The following is a 16292-nucleotide window of genomic DNA, read 5'->3' on the forward strand; positions in this document are numbered from 1 at the left end:
CCTTATCGGCAGGCAACTGTCAGGATTGCCATATGCAATGTTTTTCCAACGAAATATTGGCATTCCGGTATACACTTTCTGCACGGCGCAACCCGCGTCGACCAGGAGAAAACATGTATCGACACCCACTGAGCGGCCTGACCATGGCCACCGTACTGGGCCTTGCACATCTGACTGCCCACGCGGCGCCCGTCCAGATCAAGGCGCCCGCCGAACTGCCCGCCAAGGCGACCTTGGCCGACGTGATCAAGGCTTCGAAGCCGTCCGACTGGCGTGCGCTGGACCCGGACAACACCCTGTACCTGGACATTCCCGCCGGCCGCGTGGTGATCGAACTGGCGCCGGACTTCGCGCCGAAACACGTGGCCAACATCAAGGCCCTGGTGGCCGAGCAGTATTACGACGGCCTGGCCATCACGCGCGCGCAGGACAACTGGGTGGCGCAGTGGGGCGATCCGAACGAGAAAAATCCAAAACCGATCCAGCATGCCCAGCGCACCCTGCCCGGCGAATTTACGGTACCTTTGACAAACGTCAAGAGCTTCACGCGCCTGCCGGACGTCGACGGCTATGCGCCGCAAGTCGGCCATTCGAACGGTTTCCCGTCCGCGCGCGATCCGAAAACCGGCACGGCCTGGCTCACGCATTGCTATGCCACCGTGGGCGTGGGCCGCGACAGCGCCAGCGACAGCGGTGGCGGCACGGAGCTGTACGCCGTCATCGGCCAGTCGCCGCGCCACCTGGACCGCGACATCACCGTCGTCGGCAGAGTCGTCTCCGGCATGCCATTGCTGTCCACCCTGCCCCGCGGCACGGGCCCCATGGGCTTTTATGACAGCCCCGAGAAAAACGTGCCGATCAAGGCCATCCGCCTGGCTGCCAGCGTGCCTTTGGCGCAGCGCAGCAACCTGGAAGTGATGCGCACCGACAGCGCCGCCTACCAGGCCGTGCTGGAAGCCCAGCGCCACCGCGGCGGCCCGTGGAGCAAGGTCACGGCCGGCCATGTCGACGTGTGCAATGCGCCGATACCGGTGCGCGAGGTGGCGAAGTAGCCGGTGCCCGGCAATTCGCAACCCGTTATAATCAGGGGATGAACGCTCCCATCACGCCCCACCGCCCGATCCAGGCCCTGCCTGACCAGTTGATTTCGCAAATCGCCGCCGGCGAGGTGGTCGAACGGCCATCCGCCGTCGTCAAGGAGTTGCTGGAAAACGCGCTCGACTCGGGCGCCACGCAGATCACTGTGCGGCTGGAAGAAGGGGGCGTGAAACGCATCGCCATTACCGATAACGGGCGCGGCATTGATAAAGATCAGCTGCCGCTGGCCTTGGCACGCCACGCCACGTCGAAGATCGCGTCCCTGCACGACCTGGAAAACGTGGGTACCCTGGGCTTTCGCGGCGAAGCGCTGGCCTCGATCGCGTCGGTCGCCGCCGTCACCGTGACGTCGCGCACGGCCGACGCGGCCCACGCCTGGGAAATCGTCGGCTCGCACAATGGCAGCGTCTCGCCGTCGTCAGGCGCGCACGGGACCACGGTCGACGTGCAAGACCTGTATTTCAACACGCCCGCGCGGCGCAAATTCCTCAAATCGGAACAGACGGAGTATGGCCACTGCGCCGAGGTCGTGCGCCGCATCGCCCTGGCGCGGCCAGACGTATCGTTTTCGCTGTCGCACAATGGCCGCACCATCGACCAGTGGAATATCAGCGAACTGGCCAAGCGCAGCGCCCACATCCTGGGTAATGACTTCGCCGAGGCCCGCCTGGCGCTGGACGAATCGGCCGGCACCTTGCGCATCCACGGCTTTGCCGGCTTGCCGACGGCGTCCAAGGCGCGCGCCGACGGCCAGTTCTTTTATGTCAACGGGCGCTTCGTGCGCGACAAGCTGCTGGTGCACGCCGTGCGCATGGCCTACCAGGACGTGCTGCATGGCGACCGTTTTCCCTCCTACGTGCTGGCGCTCGACCTCGACCCGGCGCTGGTCGACGTCAACGTGCACCCGTCGAAGATCGAAGTGCGCTTCCGCGACAGCCGCTCCGTGCACCAATTCGTTTTCCACGCCGTGCAGCGCGCGCTGGCGCAAACGTCGGCCACGGCCTTCGGCAGCGTGCCGGCGCCCCTGCCGGCCGCCTCCAGCCTCGGCGGTGATACCGCGGGCGCAGGTTTGGGTGGACCTGGCATCTGGCGCCGCGAACAGACGCAAACGTCGTTCGGCGCGCAATTTACGAATACCTTCGCGCCCGCCTCGCCCGGCGCGGCCCGCCCGTTTTTTGCCGACGCACCAGGCGTAGCCCAGGACACGGCGGCCTACGGCGCCCTGTTCGGCGGCGGCGCTGCCAGTTCTCCCATCACGCAGGCGGAGCCCTACATCGCCTCGCCCGAAGCGATGGCGCGCGAAGAATATCCGCTGGGTTTTGCCCTGGCCCAGCTGCACGGCATTTATATATTGGCGCAAAATACCAAGGGCCTGGTGCTGGTCGACATGCACGCCGCGCACGAGCGCATCCTCTATGAACAGCTGAAAAACGCGCTGCAGGCGCAAGTCTCGGGCCAGGACATGCAGGTGCAATCCTTGCTGATCCCCGTGACGTTTTATGCGGACGCCATCGAAGTGTCGACGGCGAATGAAAACCAGGACACCTTGAAGGCGCTGGGCTTCGACATCGCCGCCCTGTCGCCCACCATCCTGGCCGTGCGCTCCGTGCCGACCCTGCTGAAAAACGCCGATGCGCAAACGCTGGCGCGCGACGTGCTGCGCGACGTGCGCGAATACGGCGGCTCGCGCGTGCTGATCGAGCGCCAGAACGAATTGCTGGGCACCCTGGCCTGCCACACGGCCGTGCGCGCCAACCGGATTTTATCGGTACAGGAAATGAATGCCCTGCTGCGCCAGATGGAAAGCACGGAACGCGCAGACCAGTGCAACCATGGCCGGCCGACGTGGGTGCAGGTCGAGATCAACGCGCTCGATAAACTGTTCCTGCGCGGCCAATAATATTCTGGGGTCAGACCCTAGCCTTTGCCTTGGGGTTCCCATCGCAAGTACATCAAAAAGTATCATGAAAAACACCCCACACCTCCCCCTGGCCGTCGCCATCATGGGCCCCACGGCCAGCGGCAAGACGGCCAGTGCGCTGGCCATCGCGCAAGCCATCCCGTCCGAGATCATCTCCGTCGATTCCGCCCTGGTCTACCGGGGCATGGATATCGGCACAGCCAAGCCATCGAAGGAAGAACTGGCCCAGGTACCGCATCATTTGATCGACATCATCGACCCGCTCGACGCGTACTCCGTGGCGCAGTTCCGCAACGATACCCTGCGCCTGGTGGCCGAGATCACGGCGCGCGGCAAGCTGCCGCTGCTCGTCGGCGGCACCATGTTGTACTTCAAGGGCCTGGCCGATGGCCTCGACGACTTGCCCGGCGCCGATCCTTCCTTGCGCGCCCAGCTGGAGGAGGACGCGGCCGCCATCGGCTGGCCCGCCATGCATGCGCGCCTGGCGCAGCAAGACCCGGTCACAGCCGCGCGCCTGGCGCCGCAAGACGCGCAGCGCATCGGCCGCGCGCTGGAAATCATCGCCCTGTCCGGCCAGCCCATGTCGGCCCTGCTGGACCGGCGCGAAAAAACCGTGCTGCCATTTCAATTGCAATCGTTCGCGCTGGAACCGTCGGACCGCGCCGTGCTGCACGCTCGCATCGCCACGCGCTTCGACCTCATGCTGAAAAACGACGCCCTGCTCGATGAAGTGGAGCAGCTGCGCCGCCGCGGCGACCTGCATCCGGGCTTGCCTTCGATGCGCTGCGTGGGCTACCGCCAGGCCTGGGATTACCTGGACGGCCGCATCGACCGCGCCGCCTTGCGCGAGACGGGCATCATCGCCACGCGCCAGCTGGCCAAGCGTCAGCTGACGTGGCTGCGCTCCATGCCGGAACGCATCGTCATCGATTGCCTGAGCGCTGATCCGGCCAGCGCCATGCTGGCGCAAATCGTCCCTTTGCTGACATAAGCGTCGCCACACAACAACTGACCAAGCGCTAGGCGCGACTTAGGCTGCGCTCCATGCCGGAACGCCTCGTCATCGATTGCCTGGGACCCGATCCGGCCGCGGCCATGCTGGCGCAAATCCAGCCCTTGCTGACGGCGTTACAAAAATAATCACGCCAGCGCCGGCGCGTGAAAAAAGCGCACTTTTTTTTGCGCCGGCATTGACAAGAAAAAGGGAAGACTGGATAATGCTCGGCTGTTGGGTGATATAGCTCAGTTGGTTAGAGCACAGCATTCATAATGCTGGGGTCGGTGGTTCAAGTCCACCTATCACCACCAAAGAACATCGATCAGGTTTCCCCTGATCAAAACGAGCATCCGGTTTGACCGGTCTGTTTGGTGATATAGCTCAGTTGGTTAGAGCACAGCATTCATAATGCTGGGGTCGGTGGTTCAAGTCCACCTATCACCACCAAGAATTTGCAGTATTGAAGAACCCGCCCCTGCCCCGTGCAGCGGCGGGTTTTTTCATTTCCGGCGCCGCCTCGCGTGCAGCCTGTACGCAACACCAGCCCCATCCACATGCAATCGGGGATTGTGGCAATCCGCCACTGGCGCTTACAATGAGAATAATTCTCATTTATATTATTCATCGCCCATGTCCGCTATCCAGCCCAGCCTGCAACAGCAAGTGCAGTCGCTCTACAGCGAGCATCACGGCTGGCTGGTCGGCTGGCTGCGCAAAAAACTCAGTTGCCCGCATGGCGCGGCCGACGTGGCGCAAGATACATTTGTGCGCATCATCGCCTCGCGCGACGCGCTGTTCGGCATGCGCGAGCCGCGCGCCTACCTGTCGACGACGGCAAAGCGCTTGCTGCTCGACCGCGCGCGCCGCCAGATACTCGAGCGCAGCTACCTGGCGGAACTGGCCCTGCTGGCCGACAGCCTGCCCGGCGCGCCCTCGCCGGATGAAGTCCTGATGGCCGTGCAGGCGCTCGAGCAGATCGCCACGGCGCTGGCCGGCTTGTCCGCCAAGGCGCGCGACGCCTTTTTGCTGCACTACCTGGAAGAGCAGCCGCAGGCCGCCGTCGCCGCACAACTGAACGTCTCCACGCGCATGGTGCAAAAATACCTGGTGCAAGCCTTGCTGGCCTGCCGCCACGCCTGCCCGGCCCTGGCGGCATGAATAGCTCCCGCACGGATATCGCCGCCGAACAGGCCGCACGGTGGATCGTGCGCCTGAGCGCCGACGACCCGGCCGAGCGAGACTCCGCGCAGGCCGGCTTCGCCGCATGGAAGGCCGCCGACCCGCTGCACGCGACGGCCGCCGCTGGCATGGAAAACCTGCTGCGTCAGTTGAACGCCGTGCGCGAGCCGGCCGGCGGCGACCATCGCCCCGCGCGCGCCGCCCTGGCCGCCATCGCACCCAAGCCCCGCCAGCGTCTGCGCCAGCTGGCCGCGGCCAGCGCCGTGGCCGTGTTGACGCTGACCGGGGCGCTGGCCTTCAGCGAACGCCCCGCCTACCTGCTGGCCGACCTGCGCAGCCCCACGGGACAATGGTCCACGCACACCCTGGCCGATGGCAGCCGGATCACCCTGGCCGGCAACAGCGCCATCAACGTGCACTTCAATGCGGGCGAACGGCATGTGGAACTGGTGCAGGGCGACATTCTCGTCGACGTGGCCAAGGATGCGCAGCGCCCCTTCATCGTCGACAGCCGGCAGGCGGCGATCCGCGCCCTGGGCACGCGTTTCAGCGTGCGCAGGGAAGACGGCGCCACCATCTTGAGCATGCTGGAGTCCAAGGTGCTGGCGCAAGTGCCGCAACATCCGGCCGTCGTGGTGCAGGCGGGCCAGCGCACGCGCATCACGGACGATGGCGTGGGGCCGATCACGGCCATCGATGCGGCCAGCGTGCAGGAAGCGTGGCGCGCGCACCAGCTGGTGGTCGACGACCAGCCGCTGGCCGAGGTGCTCGACGAGCTGGCGCGCCACCGCCCGGGCCAGCTGCATTACGACCGCGCGCAGATCGCCGGCATCCGCGTGGCCGCCGTGCTGCCGCTGGACGACACCGACAAGGCGCTGCAGCTGTTAATCGACAATTTCCCGCAACTGCGCATCCGCATGCTGACGCGCTACCTGGTGATGGTCGATGTCCCCGCCAGCGGCTCCGCAAAAAATAAATAAGAAATTGTGCGTTCGCGGTTCCACTTTGCGCATCTCGTGCGTCAAGGCAGCTGAGATCATTCAAAAAAGGCTGTCCCCATGTACGCTCAAGTCGTTGCCGTTTCCTCCCCGAACACCCTGCGCACGCGTCTGCGCCCGCTCGCCCTGGCGGCCATGCTGCTGGCAAGCGCCTGCCTGCACGCCCAGGCAGTCGCCCAGACCGCCCCGGCTGTCGCCAGCTACGCCATCCCCGCCGGCCCGCTGGCCGGCGCCCTGAACCGCTATGCGCAGCAGGCGGGCGTGTCCATCGTCATCGATGCATCCCGGGTGCAGGGCTTAACCAGTGCAGGCTTGCAAGGCAGCTACGCCATCGATGACGGTTTCGCCGTGCTGCTGCGCGGCAGCGGCTACGCCATCGGCAAGACGTCCACCGGCTATGTGCTGGTGGCCGCGCCGGCGTCCCCGCCCACGGCGGCGATCAGCGCTGCTTCAGCGGCCGAACGCACCATGCCCTCGATTACCATCGTTGGCCAGGCCGAGCAAGGAGCCACCACGGAAGGCAGCGGCTCCTACACGGCGCGCAAGCTCACCATCGGCAAGGGCGAGCAATCGATGAAGGACATCCCCCAATCCGTGAGCGTGCTGACGCGCCAGCGCCTGGACGACCAGGGCATCACGGACTTGCGCGAAGCCGTCAACAACGTCACCGGCGTGGTGGGCGTGCATGGCGTGGGACCGGGCGTGGTGATCACGGCGCGCGGCTTCCAGATCGATCAATGGCAGTACGATGGCGTGCCCATCGACCGCAACACCTATGCGCTGGGCAACTGGGGCCAGGAAAACATGGTCATCTACGACCGCCTGGAAGTGCTGCGCGGCGCCTCGGGCATGCTGGTCGGCACAGGCAGCCCTGGCGGCTCCGTCAGCCTGGTGCGCAAGCGCCCGACCGCCGCGCGCAGTGTCAGCATGACGGCGCGCGCCGGCTCGTGGGACCATTACGGCGCCCAGCTCGACGTCAGCATGCCCCTGAATGCGGACGGCAGCCTGCGCGGACGCGCCATCGTCGATGAAGACGATACCCATTCCTTCGTCGACCAGGTGTGGAGCCAGAACCGCACCCTGTACGCGGCGCTCGACTACGACCTGGGACCGGCCACCACCCTGGGCCTGGCCATCAGCAACGTCAACGACCACGGCCGTCCCACCTTCATCGGCCTGCCCCGCTACGCGGACGGCAGCGCGCTGAACCTGCCCCGCTCCACCTTCACGGGCGCCGACTGGAACCGCAGCGAAGCCAAACAAACCAACGTGTATCTCGACCTGGAACACCATTTCAACAGCCAGTGGAGCCTGAAGGCATCCGCCGTGAACATGAAGGAAAACACCGGCTCCGTGCACCAGCGCGTGGCCTTGCCCATTAATCCCGACGGCAGCGGCGCGAGCTATGCCGACTTTGGCATGGATTTCGACAACCGCAAGCGCGGCATCGATACCTACGTGCGCGGCAAATTCGACGGCCTGGGCATCGCGCAGGAAGTCCTCGTGGGCGCTAGCTATGTCACGATGGCGTCGGACGACGTCTACGCCCGCGCCTGGGAATCCGGTGCGGACGTCTTCAACATCAGGCACAACCGTCCATGGCAAGATCTCGACAGCATCGCCGCGCGCCCGAAGGGCGTGCGTCCCGTCAGCACCTACGAAATACGCCAGAAAGGCCTGTATGGCAGCTGGAACGGCCAGCTGACCAGCAAGCTGAAAGCCGTGCTGGGTGGACGCTTCAGCTGGTACGACTTCGTGTATGCGACGCCCAAAGGTCCTGAAGAACAGCTCAACGCCACCGCCAAGTTCACGCCATCGGTAGGCCTGATCTACGCGCTCGATCCGCAATGGTCGGCCTACGCCAGCTATGCCGACATCTTCACGCCACAAAGCGTCCGCGATGCGCAAGACAAGGTCCTCAAGCCCATCACGGGCACCAACTACGAGGCGGGCATCAAGGGGGAGCTGATGGATGGCAAGCTCAACACCTCGCTGGCCGTGTTCCGCTACGACCACAAGAACCGTGCCGTCACCGACTATGCTGCGGGCATGGTGTGCCCCAACGGGTACTGCTCGCGCGCCTCGGGCAAGGTGCGCAGCCAGGGCCTGGAAGCGGAAGTGTCGGGCGAAGTGGCGCGCGGCTTGCAGCTGTCGGCCGGCTACGCCTATACGACGACGACCTATCTGAACGACCCGGACGAGCAGGGCAAGGTCTTTTCCACCTGGACGCCCAAGCACATGCTGCGCGTGTGGTCCAGCTACACGCTGCCCGGCGCCTGGGACAAATTCAGCGTGGGCGCCGGCGTCAACACGCAAAGCCATACGCTCGATACCAATAGCACCTTCAAGGTTGCCGGCGTATCGATCTGGAATGCACGCATGGCCTGGCAAGCCACGCCGCAAGTGGCCCTGTCGCTGAACGTCAACAATGTCTTCGACAAGAGCTACATCATCCCGGCCTACAATACCACCGGGTCGAATAACTACTATGGCGACCCGCGCAACGTGCAGTTCACCCTGAAGTACACGCCGAAGTGGTAAGGCGATTGAGAAGCTGAGCACCGGCACGATGGCCAAGGCGCGGGACTGGCATTCAGTTCGCGCCGCGGCCGGGATTTTCGGCTAAGATGATGGCGCGGCATTGCGCCGCACCGCATCGTGCATCGGCCTCTCATTCATCTACACCGTCAATGGAACAAAAAGACAAGTCTTGGGTCACTTCGGTGGACGTCGCCAAACGGGCCGGCGTCTCCCGCTCCGCCGTCTCGCGCACGTTCACACCCGGCGCCAGCGTGGCGCCCGAAACGCGGGCCCGCGTGATGGAAGCCGCACAATCGCTGGGCTACCAGGTCAACATCCTGGCGCGCAGCATGAACCAGGGACAAAGCAACCTGGTCGGCGTCGTCATCACGGGCTTCACGGACCCGTTCCGCGTGGCCCTGCTGGGTGAAGTCACGCGCAGCCTGAGCGAACATGCGCTGGTGCCGCTGCTGATGAATGCGGAAGACCCCGAGCGCCTCAGCGAATTGCTGCGCATCCTCCTCAGCTACAAGATTTCCGGAGTCATCATGACGTCCGGCTCGCCGCCGTCCGCCGTCGCCACGGAATACCTGCAGCGCCAGGTGCCGGTGGCCATGATCAACCGCGCGCGCGACCTGAAAGGCGTGGACGTGGTCAACAGCGACAACCGCCACGGCGGCGAACTGGCGGCCAGCACCCTGCTCGACAGCGGCGCCAAACGGCTGGCCTTCATCAACACGCGCGCCAGCAGTTTCAGCGGCATCGCGCGCGGCCAGGCCTTCCTCGACCACCTGGCGCCGGCCGTGGCGAAGAAACGCTGCACGGCCGGCGAATACCTGGCCGACGCCATCGGTTACCAGGCGGGCCAGGAAGCGGCCGACGCCCTGCTCGCCTCGGGAAAACTGCCTGACGGCGTCTTTTGCGCCACCGACCTGATCGCCTGCGGCTTCATCGACGCGGCGCGCAGCAAGTATGGCATCGACGTGCCCGCGCAACTGCAGGTGATCGGCTTCGACGACATTCCCATGGCCGCGCTGGACGCCTACCAGCTGACCACCATCCGCCAAGACGCGGGCGAACTGGCGCGCCGCGCCGTCAAGAGCCTGGTCGAGCGCATGGAAAAATTTGCCATGCCGGGCCGATTGAAGGAAGTGCCCGTCACCCTGGTGCGGCGCGGCACGACGCGCTAAGTCATTCAATGCGGCAGATGGCGCAACGCCGTCTGCCCGCCCGCCACCGCCCGCCGTTCCCCGTTTTCCACACTTTTTCGTCCCCCGCCTGTACTTGTTGACATCAAAAAAAATCCGGGTTACTGTTTGCACACGCGTGCTGCACACGTGTGCAATTTCTTCAAACAGGCCAGTTCTGGCCACACCACTAAAAAAAGCGCCCCGTCCACGGAGGCGCGTCAAGGAGACTGTTATGTTGAACCACGTTCTAAGAATCGCCCTGTTCGGCGCCGGGGCCATCGGTCTGGCGGCCTGCACCACCCCAGTCGGCACGCAGCGCAATATGGCCGCCGCAGTCGCCGCCGATCCGAAGCTGGCGAAGATCGGTCAGATCGTTGTCGTGTACATGGAAAACCGCAGCTTCGACCACCTGTTCGGCACCTTCCCCGGTGCAGACGGTATCGCCAATGGCCACGCGCCCGACACCACCACGCAGACCGGCCCCGATGGCAAGCCCTATGCCATGCTGCCCGCCGTGGCACTCGACAAGGGCGGCCTGGACCAGCGCTTCAAGGCCGACATCGCCAACGCGCCCTTCCGCATGGAGCCGAGCGTCTCGCTGGGCGACAAGACAGCCAGTCCCGTGCACGCGTTCTGGACGCACAAGCGCCAGATCAACGACGGCAAGAACGACCGCTTCGTCGTTGAGGGCAATACGGGCGCCCTGCCCATGGGCTATTTCGACGGCAGCAAGCTCAAACTGTGGGGGCTGGCGCAACGCTACACGCTGGCCGACCGCTTCTTCCAGTCCGCCTACGGCGGCTCCTTCCTCAACCACATGTGGCTGACCTGCGCCTGCACGCCCGTGTTCCCGAACGCGCCCAAGTCCATCGTCGCCCAGGATGAGCGCGGCACGGGCCACAAGAAGGGCGAGGAAGCGGAAGTGACGCAGGACGGCTACGCCGTCAACACCATGCAGGGCCCGCTGCTATTCGACCCGACCAAGAAACAAACGTTCCTGCCGCCGCAAACCATGCCCACCATCGGCGACCGCCTGACGGACAAGGGCATCTCCTGGGTCTATTATGCGGACGGCTACGACATCGCCGTCGCCTCGACCAAGTCGGGCAAGAAGGCCGACGATTTCTCGTATCACCACCAGCCGTTCACCTACTTCAAGCGCTTCATCGACAGCCCGCAGCAGCGCGCCACGCACCTGAAGGACCGCTCCGACATGCTCGCCGACGTCCAGGCAGGCAAGCTGCCGCCCGTCTCGTTCTACAAGCCCATGGGCAAGAAGAACATGCATCCGGGGATGGATAAATCGAGCGTGGCGGCCGGCGACGACGAGGGCGTGGCCATCATCAGCGCCATCATGGAAGGCCCGCAATGGAAAGACACCGTCATCATCGTCACCACCGATGAAAACGGCGGTTTCTGGGACCACGTGGCGCCACCGAAAGGCGACCGATTCGGCCCGGCCACGCGCATCCCCGCACTGGTCATCTCGCCCTTCAGCGAAGGCGGGCATATCGACCATACCGAGTATGAAACCGTGTCGATCCTGAAGTTCATCGAGGAACGCCATGGCCTGGCGCCCTTGAGCGAGCGCGATGCGCGCGCCAACAGCCTGGCCAAAGCCCTCAAGCTGTAATACCCATTCCCCTGCCTGTCTGTCCTGGGTGCGCCATCTGCACGGCGCGCCTGGGCTAACCACACCTGAAGGAAACACCATGCTGCGCGCACGCCATCTCCCCCTGTCCCTCCTGATGCTTTCCCTGGCCGCCTGTGGCGGCGGCGACGATACACCGCCCGTCCCCGTCACGCCCCCGGTAACGCCGCCCGTGACGCCGGCCGCCCCCGCCACCTACTACCAGACCAAGACGCCCTACACGCCGCAGCAGGATGCGGCCACGTATGAAGCGGCACCTGCCGGCTACGCGCCCGTGTTCACCGAACTGGTGGCCCGCCACGGTTCGCGCGGCCTGTCGAGCATGAAGTATGACGCCGCCTTCTACAACGTCTGGCAACGGGCTGCAGCCGACGATGCGCTCACGCCGCTGGGGCAAAAGCTGGGTGCCGACATCCTGAAACTGATGAAGGCCAACGCGCTGCTCGGCTACGGCGTGGACGGCATCACGGCGCCCGGCTACGGCAACCTGTCGCAGACGGGCATCAATGAACACAAGCAGTTGGCCGTGCGCATGCTGGCGCGCCTGCCTGCCCTGTTCACGCAACTGGGTAGCAATGCCGCCAGCGCACCGCGCCAGATCGTCACCGTCAGTTCCGGCGTGGACCGCGCCAAGGACAGCGCCGCGTACTTTGCGCAGTCGCTGGCCGCCACGGCACCAAACGTCGCGCCGCTGATTACCCTGCCGCCCGCCCCGACCGGCTACCCGGCCGGCAAGCCCGTGGCGCAGCCCGATGGCACCAACCGCTTCCTGCTGTATGCGCACAAGCTGGTGCCGAAGACGGATCTGGTCACCGACACCCTCGACCGCCATTACCAGACTTACCAGGATAGCCAGGCCTATCAGGCCTACCTGGAAAGCCCCGGCTTCCTGGCCAAATACACGGCCATCGACACGGATGCCACGGCGCGTACCCTGGGCCGCGAAGTACTGGAACGCTTGTTCACCAAGGCCTTCGTCGACAAGATCGACAACGGCACTTACCGCTTCGCCAACACGGGTACCTACAGTTTTACCAGCGACGACGGCAAGTTCACCAACACCGTCACGGGCGACGGCGGCACCACCATCAAGGGCCTGGCAGATGCCGCCTCGGTGCTGTACAACCTGTACGCCATCATGGCCGGCATGACGAACGAAGTGAAAGCCGATTTCGTGCAATACATGCCGTCGGACGCGGCCAAGTACCAGGCATTCGTGCAGGATTACCAGGATTTTTACAACAAGGGCCCCGGTACCACGGAAAGCGCCGGCATCACCTGGAACTACGTGCGCGCGCTGCGCGACGACTTTTTCACGGAAGTGGACGCCATCGCGCGCGGCGACCTGTCGCACGGCGCCAAACTGCGCTTCACGCATGCGGAAGCCATCATTCCGCTGGCGACGGCCATGGGCCTGAAGAACGTCGTCGGCGCGCTGCCTGCGGCGCAGACCTACAGCTATGACAACAGCAGCTGGCGCGGCCTGTACGTGGCGCCGATGGCGGCCAACATGCAGTGGGATGTGTACCGCGACGCCGGCGGCAATGTGCTCGTGAAAATGCTGTACAACGAAAAGGAAACGGACTTCCAGGCCGCCTGCGATGGCGCCCGCTTTGCCGCCGGCAGCCATTTCTATGTGTATGCGAAGCTGAAGACCTGCTACGGCCACGTGGCGCAGTAAGTACGAATGCAGGCGGGCAGCCGTGCCCGCCTGTTGGACGTTTGCTGCTAGGCTTGCACGTAAGAACCAATCACGTCACTTACGGATCGCCATGCCCCCACCGCTCCCCATGTCCAGCATGCTGCTGGCCCTCACCATCTGCGCCGCTCCCGCCCAGGCCGCGGAAGGCCATTACCAGACCAAGACGCCGTATGCGCCGCAGCAGGACCCGGCCACCTATGCCGCGCCACCCGCCGGTTTCCAGCCCATCTTCACGCAGTTGGTGGCGCGCCACGGCGCGCGCGGATTAACCGGCATGAAAAGCGACGCAGCCCTGTATGCGATGTGGCGGCAGGCTGCCGCGCAGGATGCGCTCACACCTTTGGGGCGCGAACTGGGTCCCGACATCCTGGCCCTGATGCAGGCGAACGCCTTGCTCGGTTACGGCGTGGCCGGCATCGAGCGGCCCGGCTACGGCAATCTGTCGCGGACTGGCATCGAGGAACACCGGCAACTGGCCGTGCGCATGCTGGCGCGCCTGCCCACCCTGTTCGCGCAAGTGGGGCAAGACGCCGCGACGGCGCCGCGCCAGCTCGTTACCATCCATTCCGGCGTGGACCGCGCGCGCGACAGTGCGCGCTTTTTTACGCAGTCGCTGCTGGAGCACGCGCCCGCGCTGGCGCCCTTGCTATACCTGCCGCCCGCGCCGGCGCCGTATCCGCAGGGACGCAAGGCAGTGGCGCAGTCCGATGGCGTGAACCGCTTCCTGCTGTATGCGCACAAGCTGGCGCCGCAGACGGATTTTGTCGCCGATCCCGCCAACCCGCATTACGCCACCTATGCCGCCAGCCAGGCCTACCAGTACTATGAAAGAACCAAGCCGCTGCACGCGCTGATGGACACCCCGGCCAGAAAACCGGAAGCGGCCGCGCATGCGCGCCACGTGCTCGAACGGCTGTTTGCACCCGCCTTCCTCGACCAGCTTGAGCGCGGCGCCGCCAGTTTTGCGGATACGGGCAGCTACACTTTCACCAGCGCGGACGGCCAGCTCACGCGCACCATGACGGGCAGCGGCAAGACCGTCATCCGCAGCCTGAATGCGGCCGCGACGAAACTGTATGAGCTGTACGCGATCGCCGCCGGCATGCGCCACGAAGTGCCGGCCGATTTCAGCCGCTACATGCCCGCCGAGGATGCGCGCTACTACGCTTATATCGCCGACCACGAGGATTTTTACCAGAAAGGGCCGGCCACCACGGAAAGCAGCGGCGTGACCTGGCGCTTCGCGCTGGCCCTGCGCGACGATTTTTTCAAGGAAGTCGATGCGCTGGCCAGGGGAGATTTGCACCACGCGGCCAAGCTGCGCTTCACGCACGCCGAAATGATCATTCCGCTCGCTTCGGCCATGGGCTTGCAACAGGCGCTGGCGCCGCTGCCGGCATCGACGCCCTACAGCTATGCCAACAATCCATGGCGCGGCCAGAACGTCTCGCCGCTGGCGGCCAACATGCAATGGGATGTGTACCGCAACGACACAGGCCAGCTGATCGTGCGCCTGCTGTACAACGAAAAGGAAACGGACTTCCAGGCCAGTTGCGACGGCGCCCGCATCGCGCCGGGCAGCATCTTCTACGACTATGCGAAACTGAAAACCTGCTACGGCCACGTGGCGGCGCGCTGACGCTGCGCGCCGCCATCGCACCTTACTTCAAGGTCGGCATGGCAAACTCGGCCCCTGCCGCCGTCGATGCCGGCCAGCGCTGGGTGATGGCCTTCTGTTTCGTGTAGAAACGCACCGATTCCGGGCCGTGCGCGTGGTGGTCGCCGAACAGGCTGCGCTTCCATCCGCCGAAGCTGTGGAAGGCCATCGGCACCGGGATCGGGACATTCACGCCCACCATCCCGACCTGCACGCGGTGCGTGTACTCGCGCGCCGTGTTGCCGTCGCGCGTGTAGATCGCCGTGCCGTTGCCGTACTCGTGCGCATTGACGAGGTCCAGCGCGGTCGTAAAATCGGGCACGCGCACGATGCACAGCACGGGGCCGAAGATTTCCTCCTTATAGATCGTCATCTCCGGCGTGACATGGTCGAACAGGCTGCCGCCAAGGAAAAAGCCCTGTTCATGGCCGGGCAAGACGAAACCGCGCCCGTCACTGACCAGCTTGGCGCCTTCCTTGACGCCCGTGGCGATGTAGCCAGCAATTTTGTCCTTGTGCACTTGCGTGACCACCGGGCCCATTTCCGCTGTTAAATCCATGCCTTGCGTGATTTTCAGGGCCGCGATGCGCGGCACCAGCGCTTCGACCAGTTGATCGGCCACATTGCCCACCGCCACGACGACGGAAATGGCCATGCAGCGCTCGCCGGCCGAACCGAAGGCCGCGCCCATCAGGGCGTCGACCGTCTGCGGAATGTCCGCGTCGGGCATGACGACCATGTGGTTTTTCGCGCCGCCCAAGGCTTGCACGCGCTTGCCCTGGGCACAGCCGGTCGCATAGATATACTCGGCAATCGGCGTGGAACCGACGAAACTGACGGCGCGCACGTCCGGGTGGTGCAGCAAGCCATCCACGGCCTCCTTATCTCCCTGCACCACGTTGAAGACGCCGTCCGGCAAACCGGCGTCCGTCAACAGCTGCGCCAGCAGCAGGCTGGCCGACGGGTCGCGCTCGGACGGTTTCAAGACGAAGGTATTGCCGCAGGCAATCGCCATCGGGAACATCCACATCGGCACCATCACGGGGAAATTGAACGGCGTGATGCCGACGCACACGCCCAATGCCTGGCGGATCGACCAGGCGTCGATGCCGCCGGCCACTTGCTCCGAATATTCTCCCTTCATCATTTGCGGGATGCCGCAGGCAAATTCCACCACTTCGATGCCGCGCGTCACTTCCCCTTTCGCATCCGTGAACACCTTGCCGTGCTCGGCCGTGATCAGGGCCGCCAATTGGTCCGCATGTTCTTCCAGCAACTCCTTGAACTTGAACATGACGCGGGCGCGGCGCAGGGGCGAGGTTTGCGACCAGGCGGGAAAGGCCGCATGGGCGGCGGCCACGGCCGCGTTCAGCTCGGAA

The 16292-nt window shown here is 64.9% G+C and carries 11 protein-coding genes and 2 tRNA genes; 12 read left to right on the forward strand and 1 reads right to left on the reverse strand.

Annotated elements, in window-relative coordinates:
* Positions 1 to 113: 113 nt before the first annotated feature.
* The 12 genes from O0881_RS12175 to O0881_RS12230 all read left to right on the forward strand — a co-directional run bounded on the left by O0881_RS12175 (position 114) and on the right by O0881_RS12230 (position 14895).
* Complete coding sequence (locus tag O0881_RS12175; protein ID WP_099666596.1) at positions 114 to 1052, forward strand: peptidylprolyl isomerase; 939 nt, start codon at positions 114 to 116, stop codon at positions 1050 to 1052.
* A gap of 38 nt (positions 1053 to 1090) precedes the next feature.
* On the forward strand, positions 1091 to 2998 hold the full coding sequence (gene mutL / locus O0881_RS12180) for a DNA mismatch repair endonuclease MutL (protein ID WP_289911419.1): 1908 nt from the start codon (positions 1091 to 1093) through the stop codon (positions 2996 to 2998).
* A 64-nt stretch (positions 2999 to 3062) separates the two neighbouring features.
* Complete coding sequence (gene miaA, locus O0881_RS12185) at positions 3063 to 4010, forward strand: tRNA (adenosine(37)-N6)-dimethylallyltransferase MiaA (RefSeq protein ID WP_289911421.1); 948 nt, start codon at positions 3063 to 3065, stop codon at positions 4008 to 4010.
* 240 nt (positions 4011 to 4250) lie between these two features.
* Positions 4251 to 4327, forward strand: a tRNA-Met gene (locus O0881_RS12190).
* A 59-nt stretch (positions 4328 to 4386) separates the two neighbouring features.
* Positions 4387 to 4463: transfer RNA gene (locus O0881_RS12195), tRNA-Met, on the forward strand.
* A gap of 183 nt (positions 4464 to 4646) precedes the next feature.
* Positions 4647 to 5174, forward strand: coding sequence for a sigma-70 family RNA polymerase sigma factor (locus O0881_RS12200; RefSeq protein WP_251351776.1), 528 nt, complete (start codon positions 4647 to 4649; stop codon positions 5172 to 5174).
* Positions 5171 to 6175, forward strand: a complete 1005-nt coding sequence (locus tag O0881_RS12205; protein ID WP_289911422.1) for a FecR domain-containing protein — start codon at positions 5171 to 5173, stop codon at positions 6173 to 6175. The genes O0881_RS12200 and O0881_RS12205 overlap by 4 nt, the downstream gene beginning before the upstream one ends.
* A gap of 78 nt (positions 6176 to 6253) precedes the next feature.
* On the forward strand, positions 6254 to 8734 hold the full coding sequence (locus O0881_RS12210; protein WP_289911423.1) for a TonB-dependent receptor: 2481 nt from the start codon (positions 6254 to 6256) through the stop codon (positions 8732 to 8734).
* Between the two features lie 182 nt (positions 8735 to 8916).
* Positions 8917 to 9903: a LacI family DNA-binding transcriptional regulator gene (locus O0881_RS12215; protein ID WP_354004636.1), complete on the forward strand. Its 987-nt coding sequence runs from the start codon at positions 8917 to 8919 to the stop codon at positions 9901 to 9903.
* A gap of 232 nt (positions 9904 to 10135) precedes the next feature.
* A complete protein-coding gene (locus O0881_RS12220; protein ID WP_289911424.1) occupies positions 10136 to 11536 on the forward strand; it encodes an alkaline phosphatase family protein in 1401 nt (466 codons plus the stop codon).
* 79 nt (positions 11537 to 11615) lie between these two features.
* Positions 11616 to 13235 (forward strand): histidine-type phosphatase, encoded by a 1620-nt coding sequence (locus O0881_RS12225; RefSeq protein WP_289911426.1) that lies wholly within the window; start codon positions 11616 to 11618, stop codon positions 13233 to 13235.
* Positions 13236 to 13326: 91 nt separating this feature from the next.
* The gene (locus O0881_RS12230; protein ID WP_289911427.1) at positions 13327 to 14895 is read left to right on the forward strand and encodes a histidine-type phosphatase; all 1569 of its coding nucleotides are present in this window, start codon (positions 13327 to 13329) and stop codon (positions 14893 to 14895) included.
* Between the two features lie 22 nt (positions 14896 to 14917).
* Here O0881_RS12230 and O0881_RS12235 read toward each other — a convergent pair.
* A partial coding sequence (locus O0881_RS12235) for a CoA-acylating methylmalonate-semialdehyde dehydrogenase (RefSeq protein WP_289911428.1) occupies positions 14918 to 16292 on the reverse strand: 1375 nt, incomplete at its 5' end.

The organism is Janthinobacterium sp. SUN100, from assembly GCF_030397705.1.
In the GTDB taxonomy this organism is placed as follows: Bacteria; Pseudomonadota; Gammaproteobacteria; order Burkholderiales; family Burkholderiaceae_D; genus Janthinobacterium; species Janthinobacterium kumbetense.

What these genes read in the sequence shown, in the direction of transcription:
- O0881_RS12175 (WP_099666596.1), top strand. Translation starts at nt 114, where the DNA reads ATGTATCGACACCCACTGAGCGGCCTGACCATGGCCACCGTACTGGGC.
- mutL (WP_289911419.1), top strand. Translation starts at nt 1,091, where the DNA reads ATGAACGCTCCCATCACGCCCCACCGCCCGATCCAGGCCCTGCCTGAC.
- miaA (WP_289911421.1), top strand. Translation starts at nt 3,063, where the DNA reads ATGAAAAACACCCCACACCTCCCCCTGGCCGTCGCCATCATGGGCCCC.
- O0881_RS12200 (WP_251351776.1), top strand. Translation starts at nt 4,647, where the DNA reads ATGTCCGCTATCCAGCCCAGCCTGCAACAGCAAGTGCAGTCGCTCTAC.
- O0881_RS12205 (WP_289911422.1), top strand. Translation starts at nt 5,171, where the DNA reads ATGAATAGCTCCCGCACGGATATCGCCGCCGAACAGGCCGCACGGTGG.
- O0881_RS12210 (WP_289911423.1), top strand. Translation starts at nt 6,254, where the DNA reads ATGTACGCTCAAGTCGTTGCCGTTTCCTCCCCGAACACCCTGCGCACG.
- O0881_RS12220 (WP_289911424.1), top strand. Translation starts at nt 10,136, where the DNA reads ATGTTGAACCACGTTCTAAGAATCGCCCTGTTCGGCGCCGGGGCCATC.
- O0881_RS12225 (WP_289911426.1), top strand. Translation starts at nt 11,616, where the DNA reads ATGCTGCGCGCACGCCATCTCCCCCTGTCCCTCCTGATGCTTTCCCTG.
- O0881_RS12230 (WP_289911427.1), top strand. Translation starts at nt 13,327, where the DNA reads ATGCCCCCACCGCTCCCCATGTCCAGCATGCTGCTGGCCCTCACCATC.